Genomic DNA, 25,873 nt, shown 5'->3' with positions numbered 1-25,873 from the left:
ATTAGTTCGATTTTTTTCGAACTAATTTCTTTTATTCACCGGAACGATTATGTTATCGTCTAATTACATGACCACTACACTTCAGGAAGAAGGAAAGACAATGTCAGAACAGCATTTCAAAAATACGAAGTATTCCGTATTAAATCTGTCTCCTATTGTACAAGGCGGAAATGCGGGACAATCTTTTAAACAATCTATGGATTTGGCGCAGCATGCCGAAAAATGGGGATACCACAGGTTCTGGCTGGCTGAGCACCATAATATCGAAGGCGTTGCGAGCTCGGCCACCTCTGTTTTGATCGGCTATATCGCCGGGGGCACTAAGAAGATGCGCATCGGTTCGGGAGGGATTATGCTGCCGAACCATTCCCCGCTCGTCATCGCTGAACAGTTCGGAACGCTTGAATCCCTTTATCCAGGCAGAATCGATTTAGGACTGGGGCGCGCTCCGGGGACGGATCAATTAACCGCCCGCGCATTAAGAAGAAATATAAGCAGCGGGGAGGATTTTCCCGAGCAGCTTGAAGAACTCCGGCAGTATTTTAAGCCGTCCGGCAATGTAAGAAATCACGTGCGCGCCATACCGGGCGAAGGGCTTGATGTGCCGATTTGGCTTCTCGGTTCAAGCGGATTCAGCGCCCGGCTTGCCGGGGAGCTCGGTTTGCCGTTTGCATTTGCGGCTCATTTTTCGCCGGCCAATACGCTGCCTGCCTTGGAGCTGTACCGCAGTTCGTTTAAGCCGGGCGTCTTGGAGGAGCCTTATGCGATGGTCGGGGTGACCGTGATCGCGGCCGATACGGACGCGCAAGCGCAGCGCCTTGCAACGTCGCATTATCAGAAGTTTTTAGACCTTGTCCGCGGCGCCCCGACACAGCTTAAGCCGCCTGTAGATGATATGGATCAGATTTGGACTCCGCGTGAAAAAGCGATGGTAAATGAGCAGCTCAGCTCAACGATCATCGGCGGCCCGGACAGTGTGAAAGAAAAGCTTGAAGAATTCATCCGTACTACTCAGGCGGACGAGATCATGATCAATTCAGAAACGTTTGACCATGCTGATAGACTTCGCTCGTTTGAAATCATTGCAGATGTCTGGAAAAATGGATAAACGGCAAAAAAGCAACGGAACGGAAAAACCGCCCGTTGCTTTTTTTATAAGTACTTTAGTAATATATTTATTTTTGAAAATATACGAAGATGATGGACGGCATCAACCTGTACGCGAGCATCCACCTACACCCCATTCATACGTCCCAGAACGTTCGACAGCCAGATTCATTTTTTTCGAAGCCCATCATTTTAAATATTTCCGGTCCGTAATACGTAATGGCGTTCATTCTGATAACCCTTTTTAAGAAAAGGTTTTTTTTCATTGAGGCACGTTTTCATGAAATATGTATAGTATAGAAAATCAACAGGGACAATAATTAAAACAGATGTGTGAACATTCGCGCGAATCTTGTCGATGAATTGATTCTTAACAGTTGAATAAACATTTTAACCCTGTTACAATAAGGAATGTAAGCAGGAGCAATTTTTTTTGGCTGAGGTGGGACGTTTTCAGTCACTGCGGGACATTATTTGTCCATGACGAGATGAAAGGAACGTTTTGGCATGAATCAACTAATACAGGCTCAAAAAAAATTATTGCCGGATCTTCTCGATGTCATGCAGAAAAGGTACAAAATTTTGCAGTACATAAGGCTGACTGAACCGATCGGCAGAAGAAGCCTTGCCGCCAGCCTCGGCATCAGCGAGCGGATTTTAAGGGCGGAGGTTCAGTTTTTAAAAGAACAAAATCTACTAGAGATTAAAACAACCGGCATGATATTGACACTTGAAGGATCCAACCTGCTGAAAGTTCTCGAAGATACGATGAAGGACGTTTTAGGTTTAACCCATTTGGAAAATACATTAAAAGAGAGGTTGAATCTCGACGAAGTCATCATTGTATCGGGAGACAGCGACCAGTCCCCATGGGTCAAAAAAGAGATGGGGAGAGCTGCCGTCGCATGCATGAAAAACAGGTTTACGGGGGAAAATATCGTCGCCGTAACCGGAGGTACGACGCTTGAGGCCGTGGCAGAAATGATGACGCCTGACTCGAAAAACCGCAAGCTGCTTTTTGTTCCGGCAAGAGGCGGGCTCGGCGAAAACGTCAGGAATCAGGCCAATACGATTTGCGCCCATATGGCCGAGAAAGCTTCCGGTACATACAGACTGTTATTTGTGCCGGGGCAGCTGAGCAAAGAAGCATATTCTTCTATCATTGAAGAGCCTTCTATTAAAGAAGTGCTTCAGACAATTCAATCGTCCAGTATGGTGATCCATGGAATCGGGGATGCTAAAACAATGGCAGAACGAAGAAATACACCGAAGGAAGACTTGAAGAAAATAGAAGAAAATGAGGCAGTTGCAGAAGCGTTTGGCTACTATTTCGACCGCCACGGAGAAGTCATTCACAAAGTGCACAGCGTTGGCATCCAGCTCGAAGATCTTGATTCAATCCCGAACATCATTGCGGTGGCGGGAGGCTCGTCAAAAGCGGACGCAATAGAGGCGTACTTCAAAAAGCCGCGAAACACGGTTTTGATCACTGATGAAGGAGCCGCGAAACAGTTATTAAGGGAAGCTTCTTCCCTCAATATAAATTAAATATCTCTTATTTACTTAAAGGAGGAAATCATCATGGCAGTAAAAGTCGGTATTAATGGTTTTGGTCGTATTGGACGCAATGTATTCCGCGCAGCATTAAATAATCCTGAAGTTGAGGTTGTAGCAGTTAACGATTTGACAGACGCTAACATGCTTGCTCACCTATTACAATATGATTCAGTACACGGAAAATTGGACGCAGAGGTTTCTGTTGACGGAAACAACCTAGTTGTTAACGGTCAAACAATCCAAGTTACAGCAGAGCGCGATCCTTCTAAACTTAGCTGGGGCAAACAAGGCGTTGAAATCGTAGTTGAATCTACTGGTTTCTTCACAAAACGCGCAGACGCTGCGAAACACTTGGAAGCCGGCGCGAAAAAAGTTATCATCTCAGCTCCTGCGAGTGAAGAAGATATTACAATCGTTATGGGTGTTAACGAAGATAAATACGATGCGGCTAACCACCATGTGATCTCTAACGCATCTTGCACAACAAACTGCCTTGCGCCGTTTGCAAAAGTTCTGAACGACAAATTCGGCATCAAACGCGGTATGATGACAACTGTTCACTCTTACACAAACGATCAGCAAATTCTTGATCTTCCGCACAAAGACTACCGTCGTGCGCGTGCGGCAGCTGAAAGCATCATTCCTACAACAACTGGTGCAGCGAAAGCCGTTTCTCTTGTACTTCCTGAATTGAAAGGAAAACTGAACGGCGGAGCAATGCGTGTTCCAACACCAAACGTATCACTTGTTGACCTGGTTGCTGAACTTGACAAAGAAGTAACAGCAGAAGAAGTAAACGCAGCGTTTAAAGAAGCAGCAGAAGGCGAACTTCAAGGCGTTCTTGGCTACAGCGAAGAGCCGCTTGTATCTAAAGACTACAACGGCAATGCAAACTCTTCTACAATCGATGCTCTTTCTACAATGGTTATGGAAGGCAGCATGGTTAAAGTTATTTCTTGGTATGACAACGAAAGCGGATATTCTCACCGTGTAGTTGACCTTGCCGCTTACATCGCAAAACAAGGTCTTTAATCCGGAAACCAGAATCAGACTTGGTTCTTGATGAGAGAAGCGCTATAATGAAAGCGGACAAGGGAAGGGGACACACACTCCCTTTCCCTTTTTCCATATCGGCGCCATTTAAGCCGCCCGGGGATTTCCGTTTTCAGGCTTGTAAAACTTAAAAGGAGGATCTCCTAAAAGCCATGAACAAAAAATCAGTAAAAGACATTGATGTAAAAGGCCGTGTTGTTTTCTGCCGTGTTGACTTTAACGTTCCGATGAAGGACGGAAAAGTGACGGATGATACGAGAATCCGCGCCGCACTTCCGACGATTCAATACTTAACAGAGCAGGGAGCGAAAGTTCTTCTTGCAAGCCACTTGGGCCGTCCGAAAGGTCAGGTTTCAGAAGAGCTTCGCTTAACGCCGGTAGCCGCACGCCTCGGCGAACTGATCGGCAAAGAAGTGAAAAAAGCGGATGAAGCTTACGGCGACGCCGTCAAAGCGCAAATTTCCGAAATGAAAGACGGAGATATTCTCGTATTGGAAAACGTCCGCTTCTATCCGGGAGAAGAAAAGAATGATCCTGAGCTGTCTAAAGCGTTTGCCGACCTGGCTGACGTTTATGTCAATGACGCATTCGGAGCGGCTCACCGTGCCCATGCTTCAACAGCAGGTATCGCTGAACACCTTCCGGCTGTTGCAGGCTTCCTCATGGAAAAAGAGCTTGAAGTGCTGGGCAAAGCACTGTCAAACCCTGAGCGTCCGTTTACAGCGATCATCGGCGGCGCAAAAGTAAAAGACAAAATCGGCGTGATCGAAAGTCTTCTTGAGAAAGTAGACAACCTGATCATCGGCGGCGGTCTTGCTTACACATTCGTCAAAGCGCTGGGCCATGAAGTAGGAAAATCCCTGCTTGAAGAAGATAAAATTGAATTGGCTAAATCTTTCATGGACCGCGCCAAAGAAAAAGGCGTGAACTTCTACATGCCTACAGACGTGCTTGTTGCTGACGATTTTTCAAACGACGCCAACACGAAAGTCGTGCCGGTCAGCGAAATCCCTAGCGACTGGGAAGCGCTTGACATCGGGGAGGAAACAAGAAAAACATATGCTGACGTCATTAAAAACAGCAAGCTTGTTGTTTGGAACGGACCGATGGGCGTATTCGAACTCGATGCGTTCGCTAAAGGAACAAAAGCTGTCGCTGAAGCTTTAGCAGAGGCAAAAGATACATACTCTGTCATCGGCGGCGGAGACTCTGCAGCTGCTGTAGAAAAGTTCGGTCTTGCTGACAAAATGAGCCACATTTCAACAGGCGGCGGAGCTTCCCTTGAGTTTATGGAAGGAAAAGAACTTCCTGGCGTCAAAGCATTGAACGACAAGTAAGCAAAATATACAGCATAAGGAGTGGAGCACATGAGAAAACCAATTATAGCCGGTAACTGGAAGATGAATAAAGTGCTTTCAGAAGCTGTCAGCTTCGTTGAAGAAGTGAAATCTTCCATTCCCGCAGCAGATAAAGCAGAAGCTGTTGTCTGTGCGCCTGCACTGTTCCTTGAAAAGCTTGCATCAGCTGTTAAAGGCACAGATCTGAAAGTCGGCGCGCAAAACATGCACTTTGAAGAAAGCGGTGCTTTCACGGGTGAAATCAGCCCTGCGGCTTTGAAAGACCTCGGAGTTGAATACTGCGTCATCGGCCACTCCGAGCGCCGCGAAATGTTTGCTGAAACGGATGAAACGGTCAACAAAAAAGCGCATGCTGCATTCAAATACGGCATCGTGCCGATCATCTGCGTAGGTGAAACGCTCGAAGAGCGCGAAGCAAACAAAACAAACGAGCTTGTTGCAGACCAAGTGAAAAAAGCACTTGCAGGTTTAACAACTGAACAAGTAGCTGCTTCCGTGATCGCTTATGAGCCGATCTGGGCGATTGGAACCGGCAAATCTTCAACTGCACAAGATGCAAACGAAGTATGCGCGCACATCCGCAAAACCGTTGCATCAGAATTCGGACAAGCTGCAGCAGACAGCGTCCGCATTCAGTACGGCGGAAGCGTAAAACCTGCGAACATTAAAGAATATATGGCCGAATCCGATATCGACGGCGCTCTTGTTGGTGGAGCAAGCCTTGAACCGCAGTCTTTCGTGCAATTACTGGAGGCAGGTCAATATGAGTAATAAATTGGCCGCACTCATCATTTTGGATGGGTTTGGACTAAGGGACGAAACAGTCGGAAACGCCGTAGCCCAAGCGAAGAAACCGAACTTTGACCGCTATTGGAACAAGTATCCGCATCAGACGCTGACAGCTTCAGGCGAAGCGGTCGGACTTCCCGAAGGACAAATGGGAAACTCTGAAGTCGGCCACTTGAACATCGGCGCCGGACGGATCGTCTATCAAAGCCTGACGCGCGTCAACGTCGCAATCCGCGAAGGCGAGTTTGAGCGGAACGAAACGTTTTTGGACGCGATGAAACACGTCAAAGAAAAAGGCACAAACCTCCACTTGTTCGGACTGCTGTCTGACGGCGGAGTTCACAGCCACATTCACCATTTATACGCACTCTTGAAGCTTGCGAAAAAAGAAGGCGTTGAAAACGTCTATATTCACGGCTTCCTTGACGGCCGCGATGTAGGCCCGCAAACAGCTGAGAAGTACATCAAAGAGCTTCAGGAGCAAATCGAAGAAATCGGCGTCGGCGAGATCGCAACATTGTCAGGCCGCTATTATTCAATGGACCGAGACAAGCGCTGGGACCGCGTCGAAAAAGCATACCGCGCCATGGCATACGGAGAAGGACCGAAATATGAAAATCCGCTCGATGTCGTGAAAGATTCTTATGAAAACGGAATTTACGATGAATTCGTCATTCCTTCCGTCATCACGAAAGAAAACGGCGAGCCTGTTGCGACAATCAAGGACAACGATGCGGTCATTTTCTACAACTTCAGACCTGACCGGGCGATCCAGATTTCCAACACGTTCACCAATGATGACTTCCGCGACTTCGACCGCGGAGACAAGCATCCGAAAAACCTTCATTTCGTTTGCTTGACACATTTCAGTGAAACGGTTGACGGATACGTGGCATTCAAACCGGTCAATCTCGACAACACAGTCGGCGAAGTTTTATCCCAAAACGGGCTGAAGCAGCTTCGCATCGCTGAAACTGAAAAATATCCGCACGTCACATTCTTTATGAGCGGCGGACGCGAAGAGAAATTCCCGGGCGAAGAGCGAATCTTAATCGACTCGCCTAAAGTTGCAACATATGACTTGAAACCTGAAATGAGCGCATATGAAGTAAAAGATGCGCTTGTCAAAGAAATTGAGGCTGAAAACCATAACGCGATCATCCTCAACTTTGCCAACCCGGACATGGTCGGACATTCAGGAAAAGTCGAGCCGACGGTCAAAGCAATCGAAGCGGTTGACGAGTGCCTCGGCGAAGTCGTTGATGCGATTCTTGCAAAAGGCGGCCACGCGATTATTACGGCCGACCACGGTAACGCAGACGTGCTGATTACCGAAGAAGGCAAGCCGCATACCGCACATACGACAAATCCGGTTCCTGTCATCGTCACAAAAGAAGGTGTGACATTAAGAGAAGGCGGAATCCTCGGGGATCTGGCGCCTACTCTTTTAGACTTGCTGGGTGTTGAAAAACCGAAAGAAATGACAGGATCGTCATTAATTCAAAAATAAGCTTTAAAGGAGAGAAACAAACATGCCATACATTGTTGATGTTTATGCACGTGAAGTATTAGACTCCCGCGGTAACCCGACGGTTGAAGTTGAAGTATACACTGAATCAGGAGCTTTTGGACGAGCGCTTGTTCCAAGCGGAGCTTCCACTGGTGAATACGAAGCTGTTGAGCTTCGCGACGGCGACAAAGACCGCTACCTTGGAAAAGGCGTTTTAACAGCCGTTAACAACGTGAACGAAATCATCGCACCTGAGCTTATCGGCTTTGATGTGACAGAGCAAGTATCAATCGACAAATTGCTGATCGAACTTGACGGAACTGAAAATAAAGGCAAGCTCGGCGCCAACGCCATCCTTGGCGTATCAATGGCCGTTGCCCGCGCAGCTGCGGATTTCTTACAGATTCCTCTATACCAATATCTTGGAGGATTCAACTCTAAAACGCTCCCAGTACCGATGATGAACATCGTAAACGGCGGAGAGCATGCGGACAACAACGTTGACATTCAAGAATTCATGATCATGCCTGTCGGTGCGGAAAACTTCCGCGAAGCACTTCGCATGGGAGCACAAATTTTCCACAGCCTGAAATCAGTTCTTTCTGCTAAAGGAATGAACACTGCTGTAGGTGATGAAGGCGGATTCGCTCCAAACCTTGGTTCTAACGAAGAAGCGCTTCAAACAATCGTTGAAGCAATCGAAAAAGCCGGCTTCAAACCTGGCGAAGAAGTGAAGCTTGCAATGGATGCTGCATCTTCTGAGTTCTACAACAAAGAAGACGGCAAATACCATCTGTCCGGCGAAGGCGTTGTGAAAACATCTGCTGAAATGGTTGACTGGTACGAAGAAATGGTTTCTAAATACCCAATCATCTCAATCGAAGACGGACTTGACGAAAACGACTGGGAAGGCCACAAGCTTCTGACTGAGCGTCTTGGCTCAAAAGTTCAGCTTGTCGGTGATGACCTTTTCGTTACAAACACGAAAAAACTTGCTGAAGGTATCAAAAACGGCGTCGGCAACTCTATCCTGATCAAAGTAAACCAAATCGGTACATTGACTGAAACATTCGATGCGATCGAAATGGCGAAACGCGCAGGCTACACTGCTGTTATCTCTCACCGTTCTGGTGAAACTGAAGACAGCACAATCGCTGACATCGCTGTGGCAACAAACGCAGGACAAATCAAAACAGGTGCTCCGTCCCGTACGGACCGTGTTGCGAAATACAACCAGCTTCTTCGCATCGAAGATCAGTTGGCTGAAACTGCTCAATACCACGGTATTCAATCTTTCTACAACTTGAATAAGTAAGCATAAAAAAAAGAGCTTGGCTGCTGATGCGGCCAAGCTCTTTTATGTGTGAAAGCTTAATTTTTTCTTTACCCTGACAAGAGCTGTCAGGGTTTTTGACTATAATAGGCTGTATCAATTGAGATTGGAGTGTTATGGATGCAGTCGAAAACAGTTTATCTTTATGCATTTCCTACAATGTCGGATTGGGAATATGGATATTTAATGGCCGAACTGAACTCGGGAAGATATTTCAAAAAAGATGCAGCACCTTTAAAAGTCATGACAGTAGGAGTGAATAAAAAAATAGTGACGACGATGGGAGGGCTGCGCATCAAACCGGATATCTCACTTGATGAGTGGACGCTTAAGAGTACGGATCTTTTAATTTTACCCGGAGGGAATACTTGGGGAGAAGAGAATCATCAGCCGATCTTAAAAAAGGCCGGCGAAGCTTTAGAGCTTGGGGTGATGGTTGCCGCAATTTGCGGTGCAACTGCGGGACTGGCGAAGAACGGATACTTGGATTCAAGAAAGCATACAAGCAATGACTTGGCATATATGAAAATGGTCTGTCCCCATTATAAAGGAGAACCATTTTATGAGATGGAACCAGCGGTATCTGATGAGAATCTGGTTACTGCATCAGGAACGGCTCCTCTTGAATTCGCGAGGGAAGTTCTGAAAAAATTAGACGTGTTTGCACCGGATACATTGGATTCTTGGTATCAGCTCAATAAGACCGGCCAACCTGAATATTTCTTCACGTTAATGAACTCGATCAATAAGTAAGTGAAAGACCATGAGCAGAACGATGCTTTAGACGCTGGAGGAACATTTTTTTCGGTGGAAAAGCAAATTTCATGAGGGAAAAGGTTTTTTTATTTTATTTAACACTCTGCTTGGTATGGTATAATCTACCTCGTATAAAAAGCTTTGCTCACTCAAGGGAAGTCTTGCTCATCCCCTTCTGAAAGGGGGTGATAAAAATGACAGCATATGAAACAATCTCTTTAATGATTGCTTTTGGCATGCTGATTGCCATGTTGTCAAAGAACAAAGAAAAATAGACCGCCCCTTGAGCCTAGAAAGTGATAGGGAGTGGTCTATTTTAGATCAATCTGAGCAAGCCCCTTCGAAGGGCCGGCTTTTTGTACAAGCCGAAGTGTTGGAGCACTTCGGTCTTTTTAGTATATGCAACATGCTTTCTGAGATTACATCTATATCATAAGGAATTTTCATTCATTTGTAAATGGTGATAGCAAATTGTTGTTTTCATGAATCGGAAAGTAATTTTCTATCTCAGGAATAAAGCATATACAGAAGCACAGAGCACCATTTTGTCTAGCACTGTTTACAACATTGGACTCCAACAGCCCTTCAGCCTAAGAAAAAGTCCACCCGTTATCACAGACTGTTCACAGGTTTCAGCAACCAGGCGGGAAGAAAACCGCTGATGCCAATGATCAAAAAACCAATGATCGACAACAGCGCAATCGCGATGGGAGAGAGCGCTTGCTGAAGGCTGTAAGCTGTACAGGAAAGCAGCACGCCCAATCCTAAGGTGATGAGGAAGACCTGTTGATTCGTAAAAAACAACGTTTCAGATCTTTTGAATTTGATATAAATTAAAGGAAGACCCATATAGCCTCCTATGATAAGTGTGAACAGCATCGCTAAAATAAACTGAGGTATAGCTGAAACATTGACTCCGAACATTTCTCCAAATGAAACGGACCAGCTGCTTAACATCACAAATCCTAAAAGATAGAGAATGGATAAGGCCAAATTTTTCATTTAAATCTCTCCAATTGAAAATATACTATGCAAGATCCATATTATGTTTTGTGATGTGGATGGGCAATTATCTTAAAAATAAAGAACCTCTCTTAATGTCTATCTGTACAAGTTTCCTATGATTATTTGAGATTCATCTGCAGAGTTCTGTAGCTGACTTTTTGAAGTGTTCTACAGAATCTGAGTAAATGATCTTTTCATTTAAGAATAAGAGAGGACACGTTTACTTATATATCTTTTTCCATACCGAAAATAGTAAGAGCTAGCTCAATTGTAGTAACAATATCAGGTGCTGATCTATCCATTTGCTCTAAAACATTCTAAGAAAAATATGAGGAAGAATGTTCAAGAATAATTCAATAATGAAATAAAGCACCAATTATTTAGAAAAAACAATTGACATACAAGACCTTTAATGTATATATTAGGAAAAGGGAGGGAGGGATTCATTAAATGGTTTATCCTGTAATAATAAGAGAGATAAAGGACCCGCAGAAATTAAAAGAGCTATTTAAACAAAGATACAAAACTTTTGTAATTGATCAGAAAGCAGCCCCAGCAAAATTGTATAAAGATAATTTGATGAAGGATGATTTTGATGATAAAGCAATACATTTAGGTGCTTATGTAAATGGGATCCTATTAGGATCTCTATCAGTAGTTATTAAGAATCAAGATGAAGGACTTTTATTTATTGAAAAATGTCACAATATTCAGGTTAAAGTTGGACAAAGTGCAGAAGTTATGAGGTTAATCATTTCAAATAATTCATTAACTAAAAATTTCATCAACAAAAATAGGATACTAAAGAAATTACTTCAAGAAGTGAAACGCATTATAATAACCCATAATATTCAGGAAGTATACTTACAAACAACAAAATCAGCTGAAAAAATATACAAAAGGATAGGATTTAAACAAATTGGTCCTTATCGTCTTTATGAAGGTATTTCTAATGAGGCTCCAATGATGCTTAAAATTCATGATGTAAACAAGAATATAATTTAAAGGGGGATAAAAAATGATTGAAACAATAAGCGATAAGGTTAGATTTATTATTTCTGACGTAGCAGAACTGGAGATTGACGAAATTGGTTTTAATAATGATTTAATTGATGATCTGGGCATTGATTCTATGATGACTCTAGAGATAGTTACTGAACTTGAACGAACATTTCATATTAAGTTGGAAGAAGAAGACCTTCAGGACATTACAGATGTAAATTCTGTTATAAAGGTTGTATCGAAAAAAATTAAATAAGGGGCTTTCTTTAAGATGACAAACCTTGACTTCCTCTATATTCAAAAACATTTACCACATAGACATCCATTTATATTTATAGATAAAATTGTCGATTTGAGAAATGAAGAAATAACCACTCGTAAAAATGTAACAATTAATGAAGATTTTTTCGCTGGACATTTTGAAGATGTGAAAATTTTTCCAGGTGTTTTTGTTATTGAAGCAATCGCGCAGTCAGCAGTTCTTTTATTTTCGAATAAAGAAAATAATCAAGAAGATATTCCTTTACTATATCGTACAGATATTAAGTTCTTAAAGCCAGTGTTCCCTGGAGATGTACTTATAATCAACGTCAAAATAGAAAAAGTAATTAATAGCTCTATGAAAGTATCGTCAACTGTGAAAAATGATGAAGGGTTAATAGTTTGTAAAGGTAAATTATCCTTCGTTTTTAAGAAGAAAAACTCTGTTATTGGAGAGAATTGAATTGAAAAAAAGAGTGGTTGTTACTGGGATAGGAATAATTTCATCAATAGGAATAGAAAAGAATCAATTTTGGAAAAATTGCAAAAATGGTGTTTCAGGTATTAGTAAAATTGATAAATCAAATTTAAATTTGTTAGATACCTTGTATGGAGGACAGGTAAAGGATTTTAAAGCATCAGATTATAATATTCCGAAACAGCTTATTAAACAATGCGGACGAGCTTCACAGTTTTTAATTGCTTCAATGGACCAGGCAATCAAAGATTCTAGAATCGATAATAAAATGATAGAACAATCTTCTTTATATGTTGGTTCAACTATGGCGGAAATTGAAATAGAAAATACTAGAAAATTAGAGTGCGTTTCAAACAATGATAAGAAAATAAATGACCCTTCAAGTATTATTAAAAATGCTTCAAAACATTTTGGTATAAGAGGATATAGTACATTAATAACTAATGCATGTTCAGCAGGAAACTATGCTTTAATTGAAGGTTATGAGTCTATTAAAAGAGGGGAATCCAAGACAAGTTTTGTTGGGGGAACGGATCCATTTTCAACAGTAGCATACTATGGATTTAATAGTCTAAATGCAGTGGCACCAGAAAAATGCAGTCCATTTGACAAAAATCGAAAAGGAATGTTGGTTGCAGAAGGTGCAGGTGTACTATTGTTGGAAGATCTACAATCAGCGATTAATAGAAAAGCTCCAATATATTGTGAAATAGCGGGCTATGGTGTAAGTAATGATGCTTATCATATAACCTCTCCTCACCCACAGAGTAGAGGCATTATTGAATGTGTACAAAACGCACTTGACAATGCAAAAATTACTTCCAATGACATTGACTATATATGTGCACATGGGACAGGTACAAAAGCAAATGATAAGGTCGAATCTTTTGCTATTAAGAGTCTGTTCGATGCTACAAAAGTCTGCGTAAGCTCCATAAAGTCTATGTTAGGTCATTCAATGGGGGCAGCCAGCGTTATTGAGAGTATAGTATGCTGTTTGGCAATTAAAGATAGTATTGTTCCACCGACAATCAACTTTAGAAACAAGGATGATGAGTGCAATATAAATTGTATTCCAAATAAATTGATTAAAAAAAATATTAACTATGCTTTAAATAACTCATACGCATTCGGAGGAGCAAATGCTAGTGTAATATTGAAAAAATATAAGAAGGGGGATATTTAGTGTTTATAAACAGCAGCTATTCTCTTAAAGAAGATAATTTTTTTAAACGAGAACAAAAAACTGCATATGGAGATATTTATAAATTTGATTTTGATTTTAAAAGCTATATAAATAGAAGAGGATTAAAAAATATAAATCATTCAACTAAATTAGCGCTTCTTTCAGTAAATAAGTTATTAAATGACTCAGATTTAGGTATAGATGAAAGAACAGGAGTTTTTGTAGGAACAACCACAAGCTATTTAACTGATAATTATTTATTTCTAAAAGATGCAGATCAATATGGACCTGAATATGTAAGCCCTTTGAAATTTCCAAACACGGTTTTGAATTGTACCTCTGGTTGGCTCTCTATTGTTTTCGGAATATTGGGAGTGAATAATACAATTTATAATGGAGTTACTGCATATACAGATTCATTAAAGTTGGCTTATGAATATTTAAAAAGAGACTTGATAGAAACAGCAATTGTAACAGGAACAGAAGACATTAATGAACTGACCTTAAAACAAATAGCTTTAGCAAAAAAAAATAAATACCTTGAGACCTCTGGTTCTCTATTTCTTAGTAAAGAAAAACAGGGAGCATGTTCGAAAGAAATTATTAGTATTATAAGTTGGTCAAATCCTTATGAATCTATAAATGAAGATATTGAAAAACTGAGGAAATGTATAAAAAGTTTCAACGTTGAAATGTTTATATGTACAGGCGAAGTTTATGAACGAAATTTATCTAAAGAATTAAATCATCAGAAGACCCGATTTATTCTAGATAAATATCCATTTGCATTTTGTGTTAATGGTTATTTAAAAGTAGAAGAGGCATTAAGACAAAAAGAAATGATAGCAATATTTGATTATAATCCTGAGGGAACAAGAAATCTTATTATCCTTAAATGAATAGGAGGAATAAAAATTTAATGGGGAAGGTAGCTTTAATAACAGGTGGAACCAGAGGCATAGGATACGAAATTTTAAAGAAATTTGCACATGATAATATTGTTTGCTATTTCACTTATGTTTCTAGTGATGATTTTGCAAATAAAATAGAAAGTGAATATAAAAATGCGTTTGGTATAAAAGCTGATGTACGTAATTATTCGATTGCCAAAAGAATTATACAGAATATTTATGAGAAAGAGGGAAAACTCGATATTCTTATCAATAATGCAGGAATAAATCAAGATAAAACTATAAGATTTATGAATGAAAAATCATGGAAGAAAGTAATAGACACAAATTTAACAGGAACATTTAATTATTCAAAGTTCGCTTCACAAGTAATGAAAAAAAATGATGGTGGTTGCATTATTAATATTTCTTCTGTTTCTTCATTGAAATCAATAACTGGACAAACAAATTATTCAGCTTCAAAAGCTGGAATAAATAGTTTGACTAAGACATTTGCACATGAATTGGCAAGCGACAATATTAGAGTGAATGCCATTGTTCCGGGATACATCGATACAGAAATGGTAGATTCACTAAATTTAGAGGAGATAATAAAAACAATCCCGCTTAAAAGACTAGGAACTGGATCTGAAATTGCAAGCATAGTTAATTATTTAATAAGTGAAGAAGCCGGTTATATTACAGGTCAATTATTTGTAATAGATGGAGGGTTGACCCTGTGATGAATATAGTGAAATATCATAGTATTAAGAAAATAAACAGAGAAGCATTAGTAAATATGGGGGCTGATATTGATTGGTACATATACCTTGAAACTTATCACAATTCATATGAATTTACATATTACGCATTTTACCGAGGAAATGAATTAGTTGCTGTATTAACTGGTTTTGTACTTCGAAAATTAGATGTTCAAGAGTATATTCCTGAAAAATATAAAAAAATAATAAATGGGATTCGTATTTTTAATCGGCAAGCACTTTACTATGATGTATATTTTATTGTTAAACCATTATCAAGCGGAGAAGGTATTTATATAAAAGACAAAAATAATGATAATGTCACTTCAATATTTATTAAATTTCTTGCATACTGCTATACAATGGAAAATTACGATAGTGTATATATTACTAATTTGTATCAGGTCAATCTTTTAAATGCTTTGGAGAAGAACAACTTTGTATCCTTTGATTTTTATCCTAACACAGTATTGCAATTAAAGTCAGAAAACTTTAACGATTACTTAAAAACCCTAAAAAAGAAAAAGAGGTGGGATATAAAAAACAAAATGAAAAAAATGAAGGAGTACGGAATTGAGTTTCAATTTCGATTAGCAAAGGAAATATCTGAAGAGTATTACCTCAGTATATACAAGTTATATTTAAATACAAAAAATAAAAGTAATGCAATCGCTAGCCCAATTAACTACGATTTCGAGTCTTTCAAAGGTTTGAGAAACTTGTGTACAAACTATAAATTCATTTTATTTGAATATGGAGGCGAACTAGTAGCCTTTGGACTCATCGTTGTCCATAATGAAACCGAAATAACTTTGAAACATGTTGGAATGGATTATGTTCATTCTGTCCCTTCTTATGCTTATTTCAACATTTTTTATCTAACCATTCAATTTGCAATTGAGAATAAGCATGAAAAAATTTATTTTGGGTCAACCACTTACGATGTAAAAAAGGATATAGGGTGTGAGCTAATACCTAACAAATCACTAATCAACTTCAATCCTTCAGGAGTAGGAAAATTAAATTATTATCTTACTAAGAGAGTAGTTGGTGGATCATGAAACAAATTTTCACTATAAACACGCTCTTCTCATTTCTCTTTGGAGCATTGACCGCTATATTGCCATTATCCATTCTTATGACAGGAGCGGCAAGCGGTATGTCTGGAAATGTAATTGGTATATTCATGGTTGCTCTTTTTGTCACAAGAATTTTTCTTATGTTTCTCAAACCTTCTAAGAAGTTGCTGTTATTAGGATGTTTATTGTTTTTAATCGGTATTTTACTTTGGTTGTTTCTCTATCACATTCTTTTTGTTTATTTTCTAGTCGGGATTATTTTAGGGGTGAGTGTGGGGGTTATTCCTCCGTTATTAATCGTTTTTGCTTTGAGACTAAAAAAAGAAGAGGCAGGAAAAAGTTTATCATGGATCAACATTTCACAGGCCGTGGGTTCTGCATTTGCTCCTTTACTTGCCGAAGTGATTTTTAACCAGTTTAACCTTGCATTTTTGCTGCAGATTTTCTTAATAATGAGTTTGACGATTTTACTCATCTCTTGTTTTATTCCTCCTCTGGTAAGCAGTTCAATGGGAATTAGTAATAAAAGTGATGTAAAAGCCTTTTTAAAAGACAGAGATTTTTGGAAATACTGTTTTTTTTATCTTTTGGGTTCGTTGAGTTATGGATGTGCGATTGCCTATGGTCCAATATTACTTTCAGATGAGGGCGGCAGTATTGGCTTGTTTTATTTTTTATTTTGGCTCTTTTTTGTGATCTCTCAATTCTTAATTCGCAAGATTCATCAGCACATTCATTCAGAACACATTAATCTGCTCATTTGTTTTATCCTCATGTTTTTTGGATCAGCGGGCTTATGGTTTGCCAACATTCAAATCCTGTTTGTTTTATGCTCAGCATTATTCGGCTTTTCTTTTGGTTTCGTTACGATATTTCTGCAAAAAACGATTGCAAAAAGAATTGCAGATCACCTTCAAACAAGCGCATTTTCCCTTTTTAGTTTAATGTCTTATTTAGCTGTAGGGTTAAGTGGATTTATTTTTGCGCCAATTGTTAATTACAGTATTAAACTTCCGTTTCTGATTTCTCCAGTGTTTTCATTGATTTTTGCCGTGATCTTAATATTTTTCAGCGGGCCTTCAAAAAAGGCTCTTCATGAAAAGTCGATGTAAATATTTTTTTTACCAAGTCGTGATATTGACCGTTTTTTATCCAAGGGCAATTTGAAAAATGTGTTGAACAAGACACCCGGCATGAAACTTAATCCCATTATATTGAATGAGGTATCCAAAGTTAGAAAAACAAAAAGCTGATACCTGGTGGATCAGCTTTCGTTTTTGCGCAATTTTTTTCTTCTCAAAAAGAACAAAAGAGTCGATCCGCCAATCAAACAGATGACCCCAAATAGAAACGAGGCGTTTAAAAATGTTATCTTGTTTTTCATCTTGCTGCGTTTTGTAACGGTATTCTCTTTTTGCGGTTCTAAATCAAGCGGACTGTCTGTTTTGGTTGGCGCGTTGTTTTGCTTTTCTTCGGCTTGTTTTTCTTTTAAAATGCTGGGATCGTTTATGACAGCCTGAGTTTTTACAGAAAGAGAGGTGCCGCTGTGTCGTTCTGTTGAGTTAAGGTCTTTTGAAAGAATTTCATTCGTTTTCCGCCGAAGGGTTTCTCCGAATGTCGGCGGAGCGGTTTCACGGTGCACAGCTGGTTTCTTATCCATACTTAAGCTGGTGTCAGGAACTGTTGTCTTATATTCTATAGGTGAATACAAGTTGTTTCTAGTTCGATCGCCGTCCTGAGTTTTCTCAGGCTGGGACATCCTCTCGTCTGTGGCTGGGGGTTTTAAACCGTTCCTAACCAAGTGTTTGTCAGCATTAAACTGAACTTGATTTTCTCCGATGCCAGTGGGTTGCTCGTTCCCTAAGGAAGAATTCTCCCCGAGATGAGGTTGATTTTCTCCGGTATCTGCAGCTTCCTCGTCCGCAGGCGAAGGTTTTGAGTGTTCGTCAGAATCAGGCTGCATTTGATTTTCCTTGGTGCCATTTTGCTGTTTGTTCGGAAGATGCGTATTTGAATCGGCCTCAGTCGTGTGCTCTCCGAAATCCGTCTCCGTTAGAGCTTCCTCGTTGACATCCGTCTGATCATTCGGCACGGGTGAGCTTGTATCGGGTTCAACATCAGAACCGGCTTGAATGTCCTCTGGAACAGGTACATTTTGTTCCGTTCCTGGAGCCGCCGGTAGGTTTTGATGTACTTCTTCTTGGTCTGATGATGCATGTTCATCGGTTTCAGGTGGAGTCTTCTCGATCTGGTCTTTCTCGTGATCAGAGGTAGGCTCATCTATAAAAGACTCTGAAGGTTCTTCTTCTGCTTCATGTTCATATGATTCATCAAACTCGTTCACCTTATCCGCTACCTCATCTTGCACATCTTCGCACTTACAGGGAAAGCCATAAACGACAATATCATCAATCCGGTTGGACCCGGTCGTGCCAAGTGAGGAATCTCCTCCGACAGATGTGTCAGATGTTTTGAGCCAGCGTATGTATACGAGTTTCTGGTGATTGGTTTCTTTGGGGAGCACAGTTTCATGCAAGTACCCTGATCCCCAATTATAGCCGACAATGATCGCCGCATTCGGCACATCCGTCCATGTTGTGCCGTTCAAGCTGAATTGAACCTTGAAGTCCCTCGGCCCCGTGTTTGATCCATACTGTCGCGAGGATAGTGTCAAGCTTTCATATCCGGTTGTCGTAAATTGAATCAGCCAGTAGCTTTCCTCGGGTGTATTCCACCCGTTTGAATTCAGCGCTCTCGAACCGCTTCCGAAGCCAAGCACATAGCCTGCTAAATTAGCGCCTGCCAATGAAATGTTCTGATGTAGATTGCTTTCGATACCGCCGCTTGCCGTTTGGCTTTCATTGTCAAAATTCCATTCCACAATCTTCACTTCTTTCATATCAGCGGCCATTGCAATCGGTAAATCGGGCGTTATGATTAATGGAAAAAAGGTCAGAACGGTTATCAGGCATAATAAATATCGGTTAATTCTAGACTTTGAAATGCATATCCACCTCTCACTAGGATTTTATTAACTTGAAGATTATATCATAATGATACCTCTTTTGGTATTTTAGACCTATAAAATTAATTGCTTTTTCGTGACATTAAGATGCCGATTCCACTGGATATTCCCACCTGTGAAACAGCACAAAAAATGGTCTTCAGCATAATCCAAAGCAGATTTATAGGAATTTCATATTGACTTTGGGTTGAGTCATTATATAATCTAATTGATAATGAAAATCATTTGAGAAAAGGGGATACAACAAATCATGAAACGTTTTAAATGGTTTGCGCTGTTCGCTGCGCTTTTCCTTGTATTAGCCGCCTGTGGAAATCAAGATAAAGAACAAGCTGCGGAGAAGAACGACAGCAAAGATTCCTATACTGTAAAGCACGCAATGGGAACAGCGACAATTGACGGCACGCCGAAAAAAGTCGTCGTGCTGACGAATGAAGCGACAGAAGCAGTGCTCGCCCTTGGCGTTAAACCTGTCGGCGCCGTTCAATCCTGGCTGGGAGATCCATGGTATGATCATATTAAAGATAAAATGAAAGGCGTAGAGAATGTCGGAACGGAAGCTGCGCCGAATATTGAAAAAATCGCGAGCCTGAAGCCTGACCTAATCATCGGCAACAAAATCCGCCAAGAAGAAGTATACGACAAGCTGAAAGCCATCGCGCCGACCGTATTTGCCGAGACATTGTCAGGGGAATGGAAAGACAACTTTAAGCTGACAGCCGAGGCGCTCAATAAAAAAGCAGAAGGCGAAACAGTCATCGCTGACTTTGATAAGCGTGTTGAAAACATTCATGAAAAACTCGGCGATAAAGTGAAGCAAAAAGTCTCTCTCGTCCGCTTTACAGATGCCGATACCCGCATCTATCACAAGGGATCGTTTGCCGGAACGATTTTGGATCAGCTCGGTTTTGCAAGGCCTAAAGGCCAGGAAGCCAACGATCTCGGACAAATGGAAGTGACAAAGGAGCAAATTCCTGATATGGATGGAGACGTGCTTTTTTATTTCACGTATGAGACAGGCGATGACAAAGCAAGCGCCATTGAGAAAGACTATGTCAACGATCCGCTCTTTAAAAACTTAAGCGTGTCCAAAAAAGGAAACGTCCATAAAGTGAGCGATGCCGTCTGGAATACAGCCGGGGGCGTCCTTGCAGCGAATCTGATGCTTGATGATATCGAAAAATACTTTTTAAAATAATTTAAAAAAGTCAAACGGATCAGCGCATTCGTTTGGCTTTTTTTTATGCTGCCTTAAGATTAACTCCCTTCTTACGATAAATATAGTATAAAATGACTAACATAGTTCGTGTTTGATAGGAGGAAAGTCATGAATTTTTGCAAAGAATGTGGAAGGGAACGAACAAAAAATGCGCTGTATTGTAAGCATTGCGGCGCGCGGGCGGGCGAGGAACGAGCTTCCGACCCGGCGGCAGGGTATCAGCGTGCGATGACACGAAAAAGAATCATCATCATGGCGGCAATCGCGGCCTGCTTGATTTTATTGTTTGCCGGCTATAAAACCGGTGAAGCACTCACTTCAAAGGAAAAACTGATTTCCGATTTTGAAGCTGCCCTCGATCAGAAAGATGCCAAGAAAGCAGCAAAACTGCTTCAATCATCGGACGTGGATCTGGCTGTCACGGAGAAAAACGTCAAGCCGCTCCTCGATTATTTGAAAGAACATCCGGATGAAGAAAAGGAATTGATCTCATCCTTAAAGAGCGGTGCCGGCCATCCATTGATGACGATCGAAAAAAAGGGCAGGCGTTTTTGGATCTATGACCGCTACGTCTTGAACACGGCGCCTGTCTATTTAACGATTAAGACAAAATATAAAGATACCGGCCTGTTTGTTAACGGCGAAAAGGTCATCACAACAGAAAAAGAAAACTTCGAGAAAAAAATCGGCCCGTTTGTTCCCGGTATTTACGAGGTGAAAGCAAAGCTGAAAAGCGGAATCGCCGACCTTGAAAAAGCGGAAAAGGTCACTGCCCTCCAAGGCGATGTGAAGGTTAATGCGGACCTTGACGGGCACATGGCAAAACTCGTCTTTGGAGAAGGCTATGAAAACTTGAAAGGAACACTATGGATCAATGATCAGGAGATGAAGATCAACCCGTTCAAAGGAACGGAATTCGGACCCGTGCTGACTGACGGTTCAATGACTGCTGCGGTTGAAGCGCAATTTCCGTGGGGGAAGCTGAAAAGCGAAAAAACGCCGATTGAAAGCGGGGAAATCGAAGTCAATCTTGCTTCAGACAAGGAATTTATGGATGAGATGATGACCACGGTCGTCAGTCATACAAAAGAAGCAGCAAAGGCCTTTGCAAGCGGCGATGTCAGCGGCATGACACTGGCCGCGCCGTCTTATCAAACTAGCCTGAAAGAGGTCACGGACGGGCTGAAAAGCAGCAGCACCTATTATAAAGGCACCTACTTATCTACCGTATTCGATCTTGATTCGTTTCGGCTGTACAAAGAAGACGGGCAATGGAAAACAGAGGTCAAAGGGATTGAAAAGCACAAATCGGCTTATTATGACGACTACAGTGCCCCTGAACTGGAAGAAAACGATAACAGCTATACGTACACACTGGTCTATTCAGAAGGCAAGAAAAAATGGTTCGTCGAAAAAAGCGATCCTGAAGCCGTTATCAATATCGAACACCAAAAAGAAATCAAAAATGACAATCCGAAAGAATACACATCGGCATGGGCTTCGGCAAAAGGAGCTGTGAACAATGCATCAGCAGATGAAGAGCTCACTGATCAAAAGGTAGCTTCCGCCATTGAAACGTATTTATACGGTCTTCAAGACGCCATCAACACAAACAATTTCGGCCTTGTCCGCGACAGCTTGAAAGAAGGAAGTCCGCTGTACAACGATCAAAAGAAACTTGTCGCTAAACTGCACAACAGCGGGACAGAGGAGGAAGTCGTCCAATTCAGCGTAAACAGCTGGAAGCAAAACGGGCGGGAGGCAACAATTAAGACAACGGAGAAAATCAATATCATGAAAGGCGGAAAAGAACAGTTAAAAACGTATCATTGGACATATCATGCCTCCATCGAGAACGGAAAATTGCTCTTGACGTCAATAGAATAAAAAAAGCCTTTTTCCTTTGAGGAAAAAGGCTTTTTACTTCACTAAAACAGCCGCCCTAATATAGAGCCTCCAATCCTTCCGAAATATTCAAGAAACAAATCTCCCATGATCCGCACAGACATAAATGTCAGCAAATAGACGATCAGCGTCGCGTAAATCGTATCAACAGCGCCTGCCGCTTTTTCGTGGTAGCTCAAGATGACAGCCGGCGGAACTAAAAAGGCGATACCGCAAAGGGCAAAGAAAAGAACGTATACAAACAAACCTGTTTGCATGAATGATATGAGCAATGCGGCGAGCAGAAGTGCGACGAAAGGAATAAGCACCGTTCCAAAACGTCCGAGCACTTCCTTAAATGCCGCTTGCACACCTCGAATGCGCACACCTGCGTATGTAAAAACAAATAATAAGAAAATATAAATAGCAAAGGTAAAAGCGGGCTTGACGACGATATCAAAAAATGTCGGCATTGCGTAGGATCGGCCGAATAATCCGGAATAGTCCCCCAGGGAGTCAAAAAAGCCTTTGAGGCCAAAGTAAAACATCAGCGGCACTGTAAGCGCAAAGATCACCATTGTGATGATGCTGTTGAGGACGTGCTGTTCCCCCGCGTTTTTCATTTCGGTATACGGTCGTTTCAATACCTTTAAACAAAAGGAAAAATACATGGAAGATGCTTGTTTCGCCGCCTCCGTGTACCTCGCCGCCTGCGGCGTTTCAGCGGGAGCCTTGCTGCCATCACTGCCGCCTGCCAAGCTTGTCCCGCACTGCTCGCAAAATTTTCCGCCATCTGTCTGATGGCCGCACTTTGAACATGTCATAAAAATAAAATCTCCTTTGAAATAGTTATTTTATCCTATAAAAAAATATTATAAAGGAAAGTGCCGCAAGATGACATTGTTTTTTGAAAGTTTAATCGGTCAACGTCGGAGGTAAAAATCGATTACCGCATTTTCTTACAAAGAAAGGAGTGGCAAACCGTGTTTGCTTTTATCATCCATGTTTTTGTATCATTGTTCGCCGTCACAAATCCGATAGGCAATGTGCCGATCTTTTTGGCGCTCACAGAAGGCTACGAAGCAAAAGAACGCACCGCATTGGCGAGAAAGGCTGCGATTTTATCGTTTCTGATTCTGATCGCGTTTCTCATATTCGGAGAGTTCATCTTCAGGCTTTTTGACATCAACATCCATGCGTTGCGAATTGCCGGCGGTATTTTTATTTTCGGAATTGCCTACAACCTGCTGAACGCGAAGCAGTCTCATGTTCAGTCGCTCCATCATGATGAGCACCGCGAGAGCAAGGAAAAAGAGGATATCTCGGTGACGCCGCTCAGCATTCCGATCATTTCGGGGCCCGGAACGATTGCAACGGTGATGAGCCTTTCGGCCGGCAGCCGCAGCCTGGTTCATTTTGGCGGTATGATCATCGGCATCGCCGCCGTCCTCCTGCTGACGTTTGCGGCTTTTCATTATTCGACGCTGATCAGCAACAAATTGGGGCAGACGGAAATGAATGTAATTACCCGGCTGATGGGCCTGATTTTGGCTGTCGTGGCGGTCGGCATGATCGGCACGGGTTTGAAAGGGATGTTTCCGGTTTTGGCGGGATGATTGGAGAAAAAGCAAAAAAAGCTGCTTCATTCTTTGCAGCTTTTCTTCGGTTTATGAAGGTTTCGGCACATGCTTGAAGATTTCTTCGCTTTCCAAAAACGCGATCAGATTGTCAACCCACTCGCAGTAATCGATCCATTGTTTTGTTTCTGCCAGCAGCTCGTTGATTTTAGCTTCGGTTTCGGGTGAAAGGCCTTCTTCCTCAAGGGCTTCCAACAGCTCTTTTCTGATTTTCTTCCCGATCATCCTGTTCTTTTTGACGACTTTGCTCCAGTTGGCCGTAAACAATGAAATAAACGTTTGATAATAATCTTGTTCGACATCGTACAGATCTTTGCGGACGCCTTTTTCAAAAACTTTTTCGGCGATATTTAAATCGAGCATTTCGCGGACGACCTGGCTCATTCTCGTTTTGCTCATGCCCGTTTCTTCTGACAGTTCATTTAAAGTCATCGGCTTTCTGTTCATATAGATGATCCCGAGCACGCGGCCGACAGTTGATGATATACCGTACGTATTCATGTTTTCCGCGATTTTTTCTATGAAATGTTCTTCCGCTTGTTTAATCGCCTTTAAAGCGTTTTCTTCCAAAGCACATCATCCCTTCGGGCAGCCAATTTTATTGTCAATATATCATAATTTTGTGAGCGGTTGAAAACACTAAAACGGCAGGAAAACAAAGAAATCAGCCGTAATTTTAAGAATAACCGGCAGATTGATGCCATGAACATATTTTTTTATGTCTTATCTATATAATTTAAACACTTTGTAAACTTTTTATTTTATAAAGTGTATTTTATAATGAATGAGATGTTGAAATTTTTAAAAAACAGATGGAGGTGTGCGTTTTGCTGAAGCTAGAAAATGTATCGAAGGTTTATAAAGGCGGAAAAAATGCGGTCAAGAACATTGATCTTGATATAGCAAAAGGAGAATTTATCGTCTTTATCGGACCGAGCGGCTGCGGGAAGACAACGACGATGAAAATGATCAACCGTTTAATTGAACCGACTTCAGGAAGCATTTACATCGACGGAGAAAACATAATGGATCAGGACCCGGTGGAGCTGCGCCGGAAAATCGGCTATGTCATTCAGCAAATCGGACTCTTTCCCCATATGACGATTCAGCAGAATATCACGCTTGTTCCAAGGCTTTTGAAATGGCCGGAAGAAAAGCGGAAGAAGCGGGCGGAGGAACTGCTTCAGCTCGTTGATATGGGGCCGGAATATTTGAACCGCTATCCTCATGAACTAAGCGGCGGACAGCAGCAGAGAATCGGCGTGCTGCGGGCGCTTGCGGCGGAGCCGCCCCTGATTTTAATGGATGAACCGTTCGGAGCGCTGGACCCGATCACCCGTGATTCGCTTCAGGAAGAGTTCAAAAAGCTGCAGAAATCGCTGGACAAAACGATTGTCTTTGTGACCCACGATATGGATGAAGCGATCAAGCTTGCCGACAGAATTGTCATTCTACGCGCCGGCGAGATTGTTCAAGTCGGAACGCCTGACGACATTTTGCGGAATCCGGCGGATGAATTCGTTGAGGAGTTCATCGGAAAAGAACGGCTTCTTCAGTCCCGTCCTGACATCGAGCATGTCGAACAAGTGATGAATCCGAATCCGGTCACGATTACGAGCGAAAAAAACCTGACTGAAGCGATTCAAGTGATGAGGGAGCGCCGCGTCGATTCACTGCTCGTCGTGGACGAACGCAATGTCTTAAAAGGATATATCGATGTTGAAATCATCGATCAAAACCGGAAAAAAGCCGTCACGGTCGGAGAGGTTGTCAATGAGAATGTCTACTCCGTTCAAAAAGGCACGCTCATCAGAGATACCGTCCGAAAAATTTTGAAAAGAGGATTCAAATATGTTCCCGTTCTTGATGAAGAAGGGCGCCTTGTCGGAATTGTCACAAGGGCAAACCTTGTTGACATCGTGTACGACTCGATTTGGGGAGATGAAGAAACCCTTGTCCAACGTTAAATGCAGGGAGGTGCAT

Annotated in this window: 25 protein-coding genes and 1 pseudogene; 21 read left to right on the top strand and 5 right to left on the bottom strand. The window is 41.7% G+C overall.

The genetic code is table 11. The features are described 5' to 3' along the window. Positions 1–100 precede the first annotated feature (100 nt). Complete coding sequence (locus tag MHI30_RS18295; protein WP_075751436.1) at positions 101–1,108, top strand: LLM class flavin-dependent oxidoreductase; 1,008 nt, start codon at positions 101–103, stop codon at positions 1,106–1,108. A 169-nt stretch (positions 1,109–1,277) separates the two neighbouring features. Here MHI30_RS18295 and MHI30_RS18290 read toward each other — a convergent pair. Then, positions 1,278–1,349 (bottom strand): annotated as a pseudogene (locus MHI30_RS18290) (hypothetical protein); the annotation flags it as partial. A gap of 265 nt (positions 1,350–1,614) precedes the next feature. On the opposite strand from MHI30_RS18290, the gene MHI30_RS18285 reads away from it, so the two are divergent. The 8 genes from MHI30_RS18285 (at position 1,615) to MHI30_RS18250 (ending at position 9,738) form a co-directional block, all read left to right on the top strand. Beyond that, complete coding sequence (locus MHI30_RS18285) at positions 1,615–2,655, top strand: sugar-binding transcriptional regulator (RefSeq protein ID WP_043925534.1); 1,041 nt, start codon at positions 1,615–1,617, stop codon at positions 2,653–2,655. Between the two features lie 33 nt (positions 2,656–2,688). After that, complete coding sequence (gene gap, locus MHI30_RS18280) at positions 2,689–3,696, top strand: type I glyceraldehyde-3-phosphate dehydrogenase (protein WP_075751435.1); 1,008 nt, start codon at positions 2,689–2,691, stop codon at positions 3,694–3,696. Positions 3,697–3,869: 173 nt separating this feature from the next. Beyond that, complete coding sequence (locus tag MHI30_RS18275) at positions 3,870–5,054, top strand: phosphoglycerate kinase (RefSeq protein WP_020453004.1); 1,185 nt, start codon at positions 3,870–3,872, stop codon at positions 5,052–5,054. Between the two features lie 30 nt (positions 5,055–5,084). Next, positions 5,085–5,846 carry a triose-phosphate isomerase gene (gene tpiA, locus MHI30_RS18270; RefSeq protein WP_020453003.1) on the top strand — a complete coding sequence of 254 codons (762 nt, stop codon included), beginning with the start codon at positions 5,085–5,087 and terminating at the stop codon, positions 5,844–5,846. Beyond that, positions 5,839–7,374 (top strand): 2,3-bisphosphoglycerate-independent phosphoglycerate mutase, encoded by a 1,536-nt coding sequence (gene gpmI, locus MHI30_RS18265; protein ID WP_075751434.1) that lies wholly within the window; start codon positions 5,839–5,841, stop codon positions 7,372–7,374. The genes tpiA and gpmI overlap by 8 nt, the downstream gene beginning before the upstream one ends. Before the next feature lie 22 nt (positions 7,375–7,396). Then, the gene (eno, locus tag MHI30_RS18260) at positions 7,397–8,689 is read left to right on the top strand and encodes a phosphopyruvate hydratase (RefSeq protein WP_020453001.1); all 1,293 of its coding nucleotides are present in this window, start codon (positions 7,397–7,399) and stop codon (positions 8,687–8,689) included. A 138-nt stretch (positions 8,690–8,827) separates the two neighbouring features. Next, positions 8,828–9,460, top strand: a complete 633-nt coding sequence (locus MHI30_RS18255; protein ID WP_075751433.1) for a type 1 glutamine amidotransferase family protein — start codon at positions 8,828–8,830, stop codon at positions 9,458–9,460. Positions 9,461–9,657: 197 nt separating this feature from the next. Beyond that, a complete protein-coding gene (locus MHI30_RS18250; protein WP_095292191.1) occupies positions 9,658–9,738 on the top strand; it encodes a putative holin-like toxin in 81 nt (26 codons plus the stop codon). A 337-nt stretch (positions 9,739–10,075) separates the two neighbouring features. On the opposite strand, the gene MHI30_RS18245 is transcribed toward MHI30_RS18250, so the two are convergent. Continuing rightward, complete coding sequence (locus tag MHI30_RS18245; RefSeq protein WP_075751432.1) at positions 10,076–10,465, bottom strand: hypothetical protein; 390 nt, start codon at positions 10,463–10,465, stop codon at positions 10,076–10,078. 453 nt (positions 10,466–10,918) lie between these two features. Here MHI30_RS18245 and MHI30_RS18240 point away from each other — a divergent pair, with 453 nt between their 5' ends. Genes MHI30_RS18240 through MHI30_RS18205 form a run of 8 tightly spaced genes read left to right on the top strand, consistent with a single transcriptional unit; the run spans position 10,919 to position 17,237 of the window. Continuing rightward, positions 10,919–11,473 carry a GNAT family N-acetyltransferase gene (locus MHI30_RS18240; RefSeq protein WP_075751431.1) on the top strand — a complete coding sequence of 185 codons (555 nt, stop codon included), beginning with the start codon at positions 10,919–10,921 and terminating at the stop codon, positions 11,471–11,473. A 13-nt stretch (positions 11,474–11,486) separates the two neighbouring features. Continuing rightward, positions 11,487–11,726 (top strand): phosphopantetheine-binding protein, encoded by a 240-nt coding sequence (locus tag MHI30_RS18235; protein ID WP_075751430.1) that lies wholly within the window; start codon positions 11,487–11,489, stop codon positions 11,724–11,726. 15 nt (positions 11,727–11,741) lie between these two features. After that, entirely contained in the window at positions 11,742–12,194 is a 453-nt protein-coding gene (gene fabZ / locus MHI30_RS18230; protein WP_075751429.1) for a 3-hydroxyacyl-ACP dehydratase FabZ, read from the top strand. Position 12,195: 1 nt separating this feature from the next. Further along, entirely contained in the window at positions 12,196–13,395 is a 1,200-nt protein-coding gene (locus MHI30_RS18225; RefSeq protein ID WP_075751428.1) for a beta-ketoacyl-[acyl-carrier-protein] synthase family protein, read from the top strand. Then, complete coding sequence (locus tag MHI30_RS18220; RefSeq protein ID WP_075751427.1) at positions 13,395–14,294, top strand: beta-ketoacyl synthase N-terminal-like domain-containing protein; 900 nt, start codon at positions 13,395–13,397, stop codon at positions 14,292–14,294. The genes MHI30_RS18225 and MHI30_RS18220 overlap by 1 nt, the downstream gene beginning before the upstream one ends. A 20-nt stretch (positions 14,295–14,314) precedes the next feature. Beyond that, positions 14,315–15,028: a 3-oxoacyl-ACP reductase family protein gene (locus MHI30_RS18215; RefSeq protein ID WP_162009193.1), complete on the top strand. Its 714-nt coding sequence runs from the start codon at positions 14,315–14,317 to the stop codon at positions 15,026–15,028. Then, positions 15,028–16,107 carry a peptidogalycan biosysnthesis protein gene (locus MHI30_RS18210; protein WP_075751425.1) on the top strand — a complete coding sequence of 360 codons (1,080 nt, stop codon included), beginning with the start codon at positions 15,028–15,030 and terminating at the stop codon, positions 16,105–16,107. The genes MHI30_RS18215 and MHI30_RS18210 overlap by 1 nt, the downstream gene beginning before the upstream one ends. After that, positions 16,104–17,237, top strand: coding sequence for an MFS transporter (locus MHI30_RS18205; RefSeq protein ID WP_154495502.1), 1,134 nt, complete (start codon positions 16,104–16,106; stop codon positions 17,235–17,237). Before MHI30_RS18210 ends, MHI30_RS18205 begins: the two co-directional genes overlap by 4 nt. Before the next feature lie 152 nt (positions 17,238–17,389). Here the strand turns inward: MHI30_RS18205 and MHI30_RS18200 are convergent, their stop codons facing one another. Further along, positions 17,390–18,733 carry a hypothetical protein gene (locus MHI30_RS18200; protein ID WP_142238571.1) on the bottom strand — a complete coding sequence of 448 codons (1,344 nt, stop codon included), beginning with the start codon at positions 18,731–18,733 and terminating at the stop codon, positions 17,390–17,392. A 667-nt stretch (positions 18,734–19,400) separates the two neighbouring features. Between MHI30_RS18200 and MHI30_RS18195 the strand changes: the two genes are divergently transcribed. After that, positions 19,401–20,348: an iron-siderophore ABC transporter substrate-binding protein gene (locus MHI30_RS18195; RefSeq protein ID WP_075751422.1), complete on the top strand. Its 948-nt coding sequence runs from the start codon at positions 19,401–19,403 to the stop codon at positions 20,346–20,348. Between the two features lie 129 nt (positions 20,349–20,477). Continuing rightward, complete coding sequence (locus MHI30_RS18190) at positions 20,478–22,256, top strand: zinc ribbon domain-containing protein (protein WP_075751421.1); 1,779 nt, start codon at positions 20,478–20,480, stop codon at positions 22,254–22,256. A gap of 41 nt (positions 22,257–22,297) precedes the next feature. Here MHI30_RS18190 and MHI30_RS18185 read toward each other — a convergent pair whose 3' ends face one another. After that, positions 22,298–23,077 (bottom strand): zinc ribbon domain-containing protein, encoded by a 780-nt coding sequence (locus MHI30_RS18185; protein ID WP_075751420.1) that lies wholly within the window; start codon positions 23,075–23,077, stop codon positions 22,298–22,300. 159 nt (positions 23,078–23,236) lie between these two features. Here MHI30_RS18185 and MHI30_RS18180 point away from each other — a divergent pair, with 159 nt between their 5' ends. Beyond that, positions 23,237–23,869, top strand: coding sequence for an NAAT family transporter (locus MHI30_RS18180; protein WP_075751419.1), 633 nt, complete (start codon positions 23,237–23,239; stop codon positions 23,867–23,869). 51 nt (positions 23,870–23,920) lie between these two features. Here the strand turns inward: MHI30_RS18180 and MHI30_RS18175 are convergent, their stop codons facing one another. Continuing rightward, positions 23,921–24,460 carry a GbsR/MarR family transcriptional regulator gene (locus tag MHI30_RS18175; RefSeq protein ID WP_075751418.1) on the bottom strand — a complete coding sequence of 180 codons (540 nt, stop codon included), beginning with the start codon at positions 24,458–24,460 and terminating at the stop codon, positions 23,921–23,923. A gap of 257 nt (positions 24,461–24,717) precedes the next feature. On the opposite strand from MHI30_RS18175, the gene MHI30_RS18170 reads away from it, so the two are divergent. Further along, positions 24,718–25,857, top strand: a complete 1,140-nt coding sequence (locus MHI30_RS18170) for a betaine/proline/choline family ABC transporter ATP-binding protein (protein ID WP_075751417.1) — start codon at positions 24,718–24,720, stop codon at positions 25,855–25,857. The last annotated feature ends 16 nt before the right edge of the window (positions 25,858–25,873 follow it).

The sequence above is a fragment of the Bacillus sp. FSL L8-0528 genome, from assembly GCF_038593085.1.
In the GTDB taxonomy this organism is placed as follows: Bacteria; Bacillota; Bacilli; order Bacillales; family Bacillaceae; genus Bacillus; species Bacillus paralicheniformis.
Note: the sequence above shows the minus strand (reverse complement) of the source record. Positions and strands in the feature narration are given on the sequence as shown.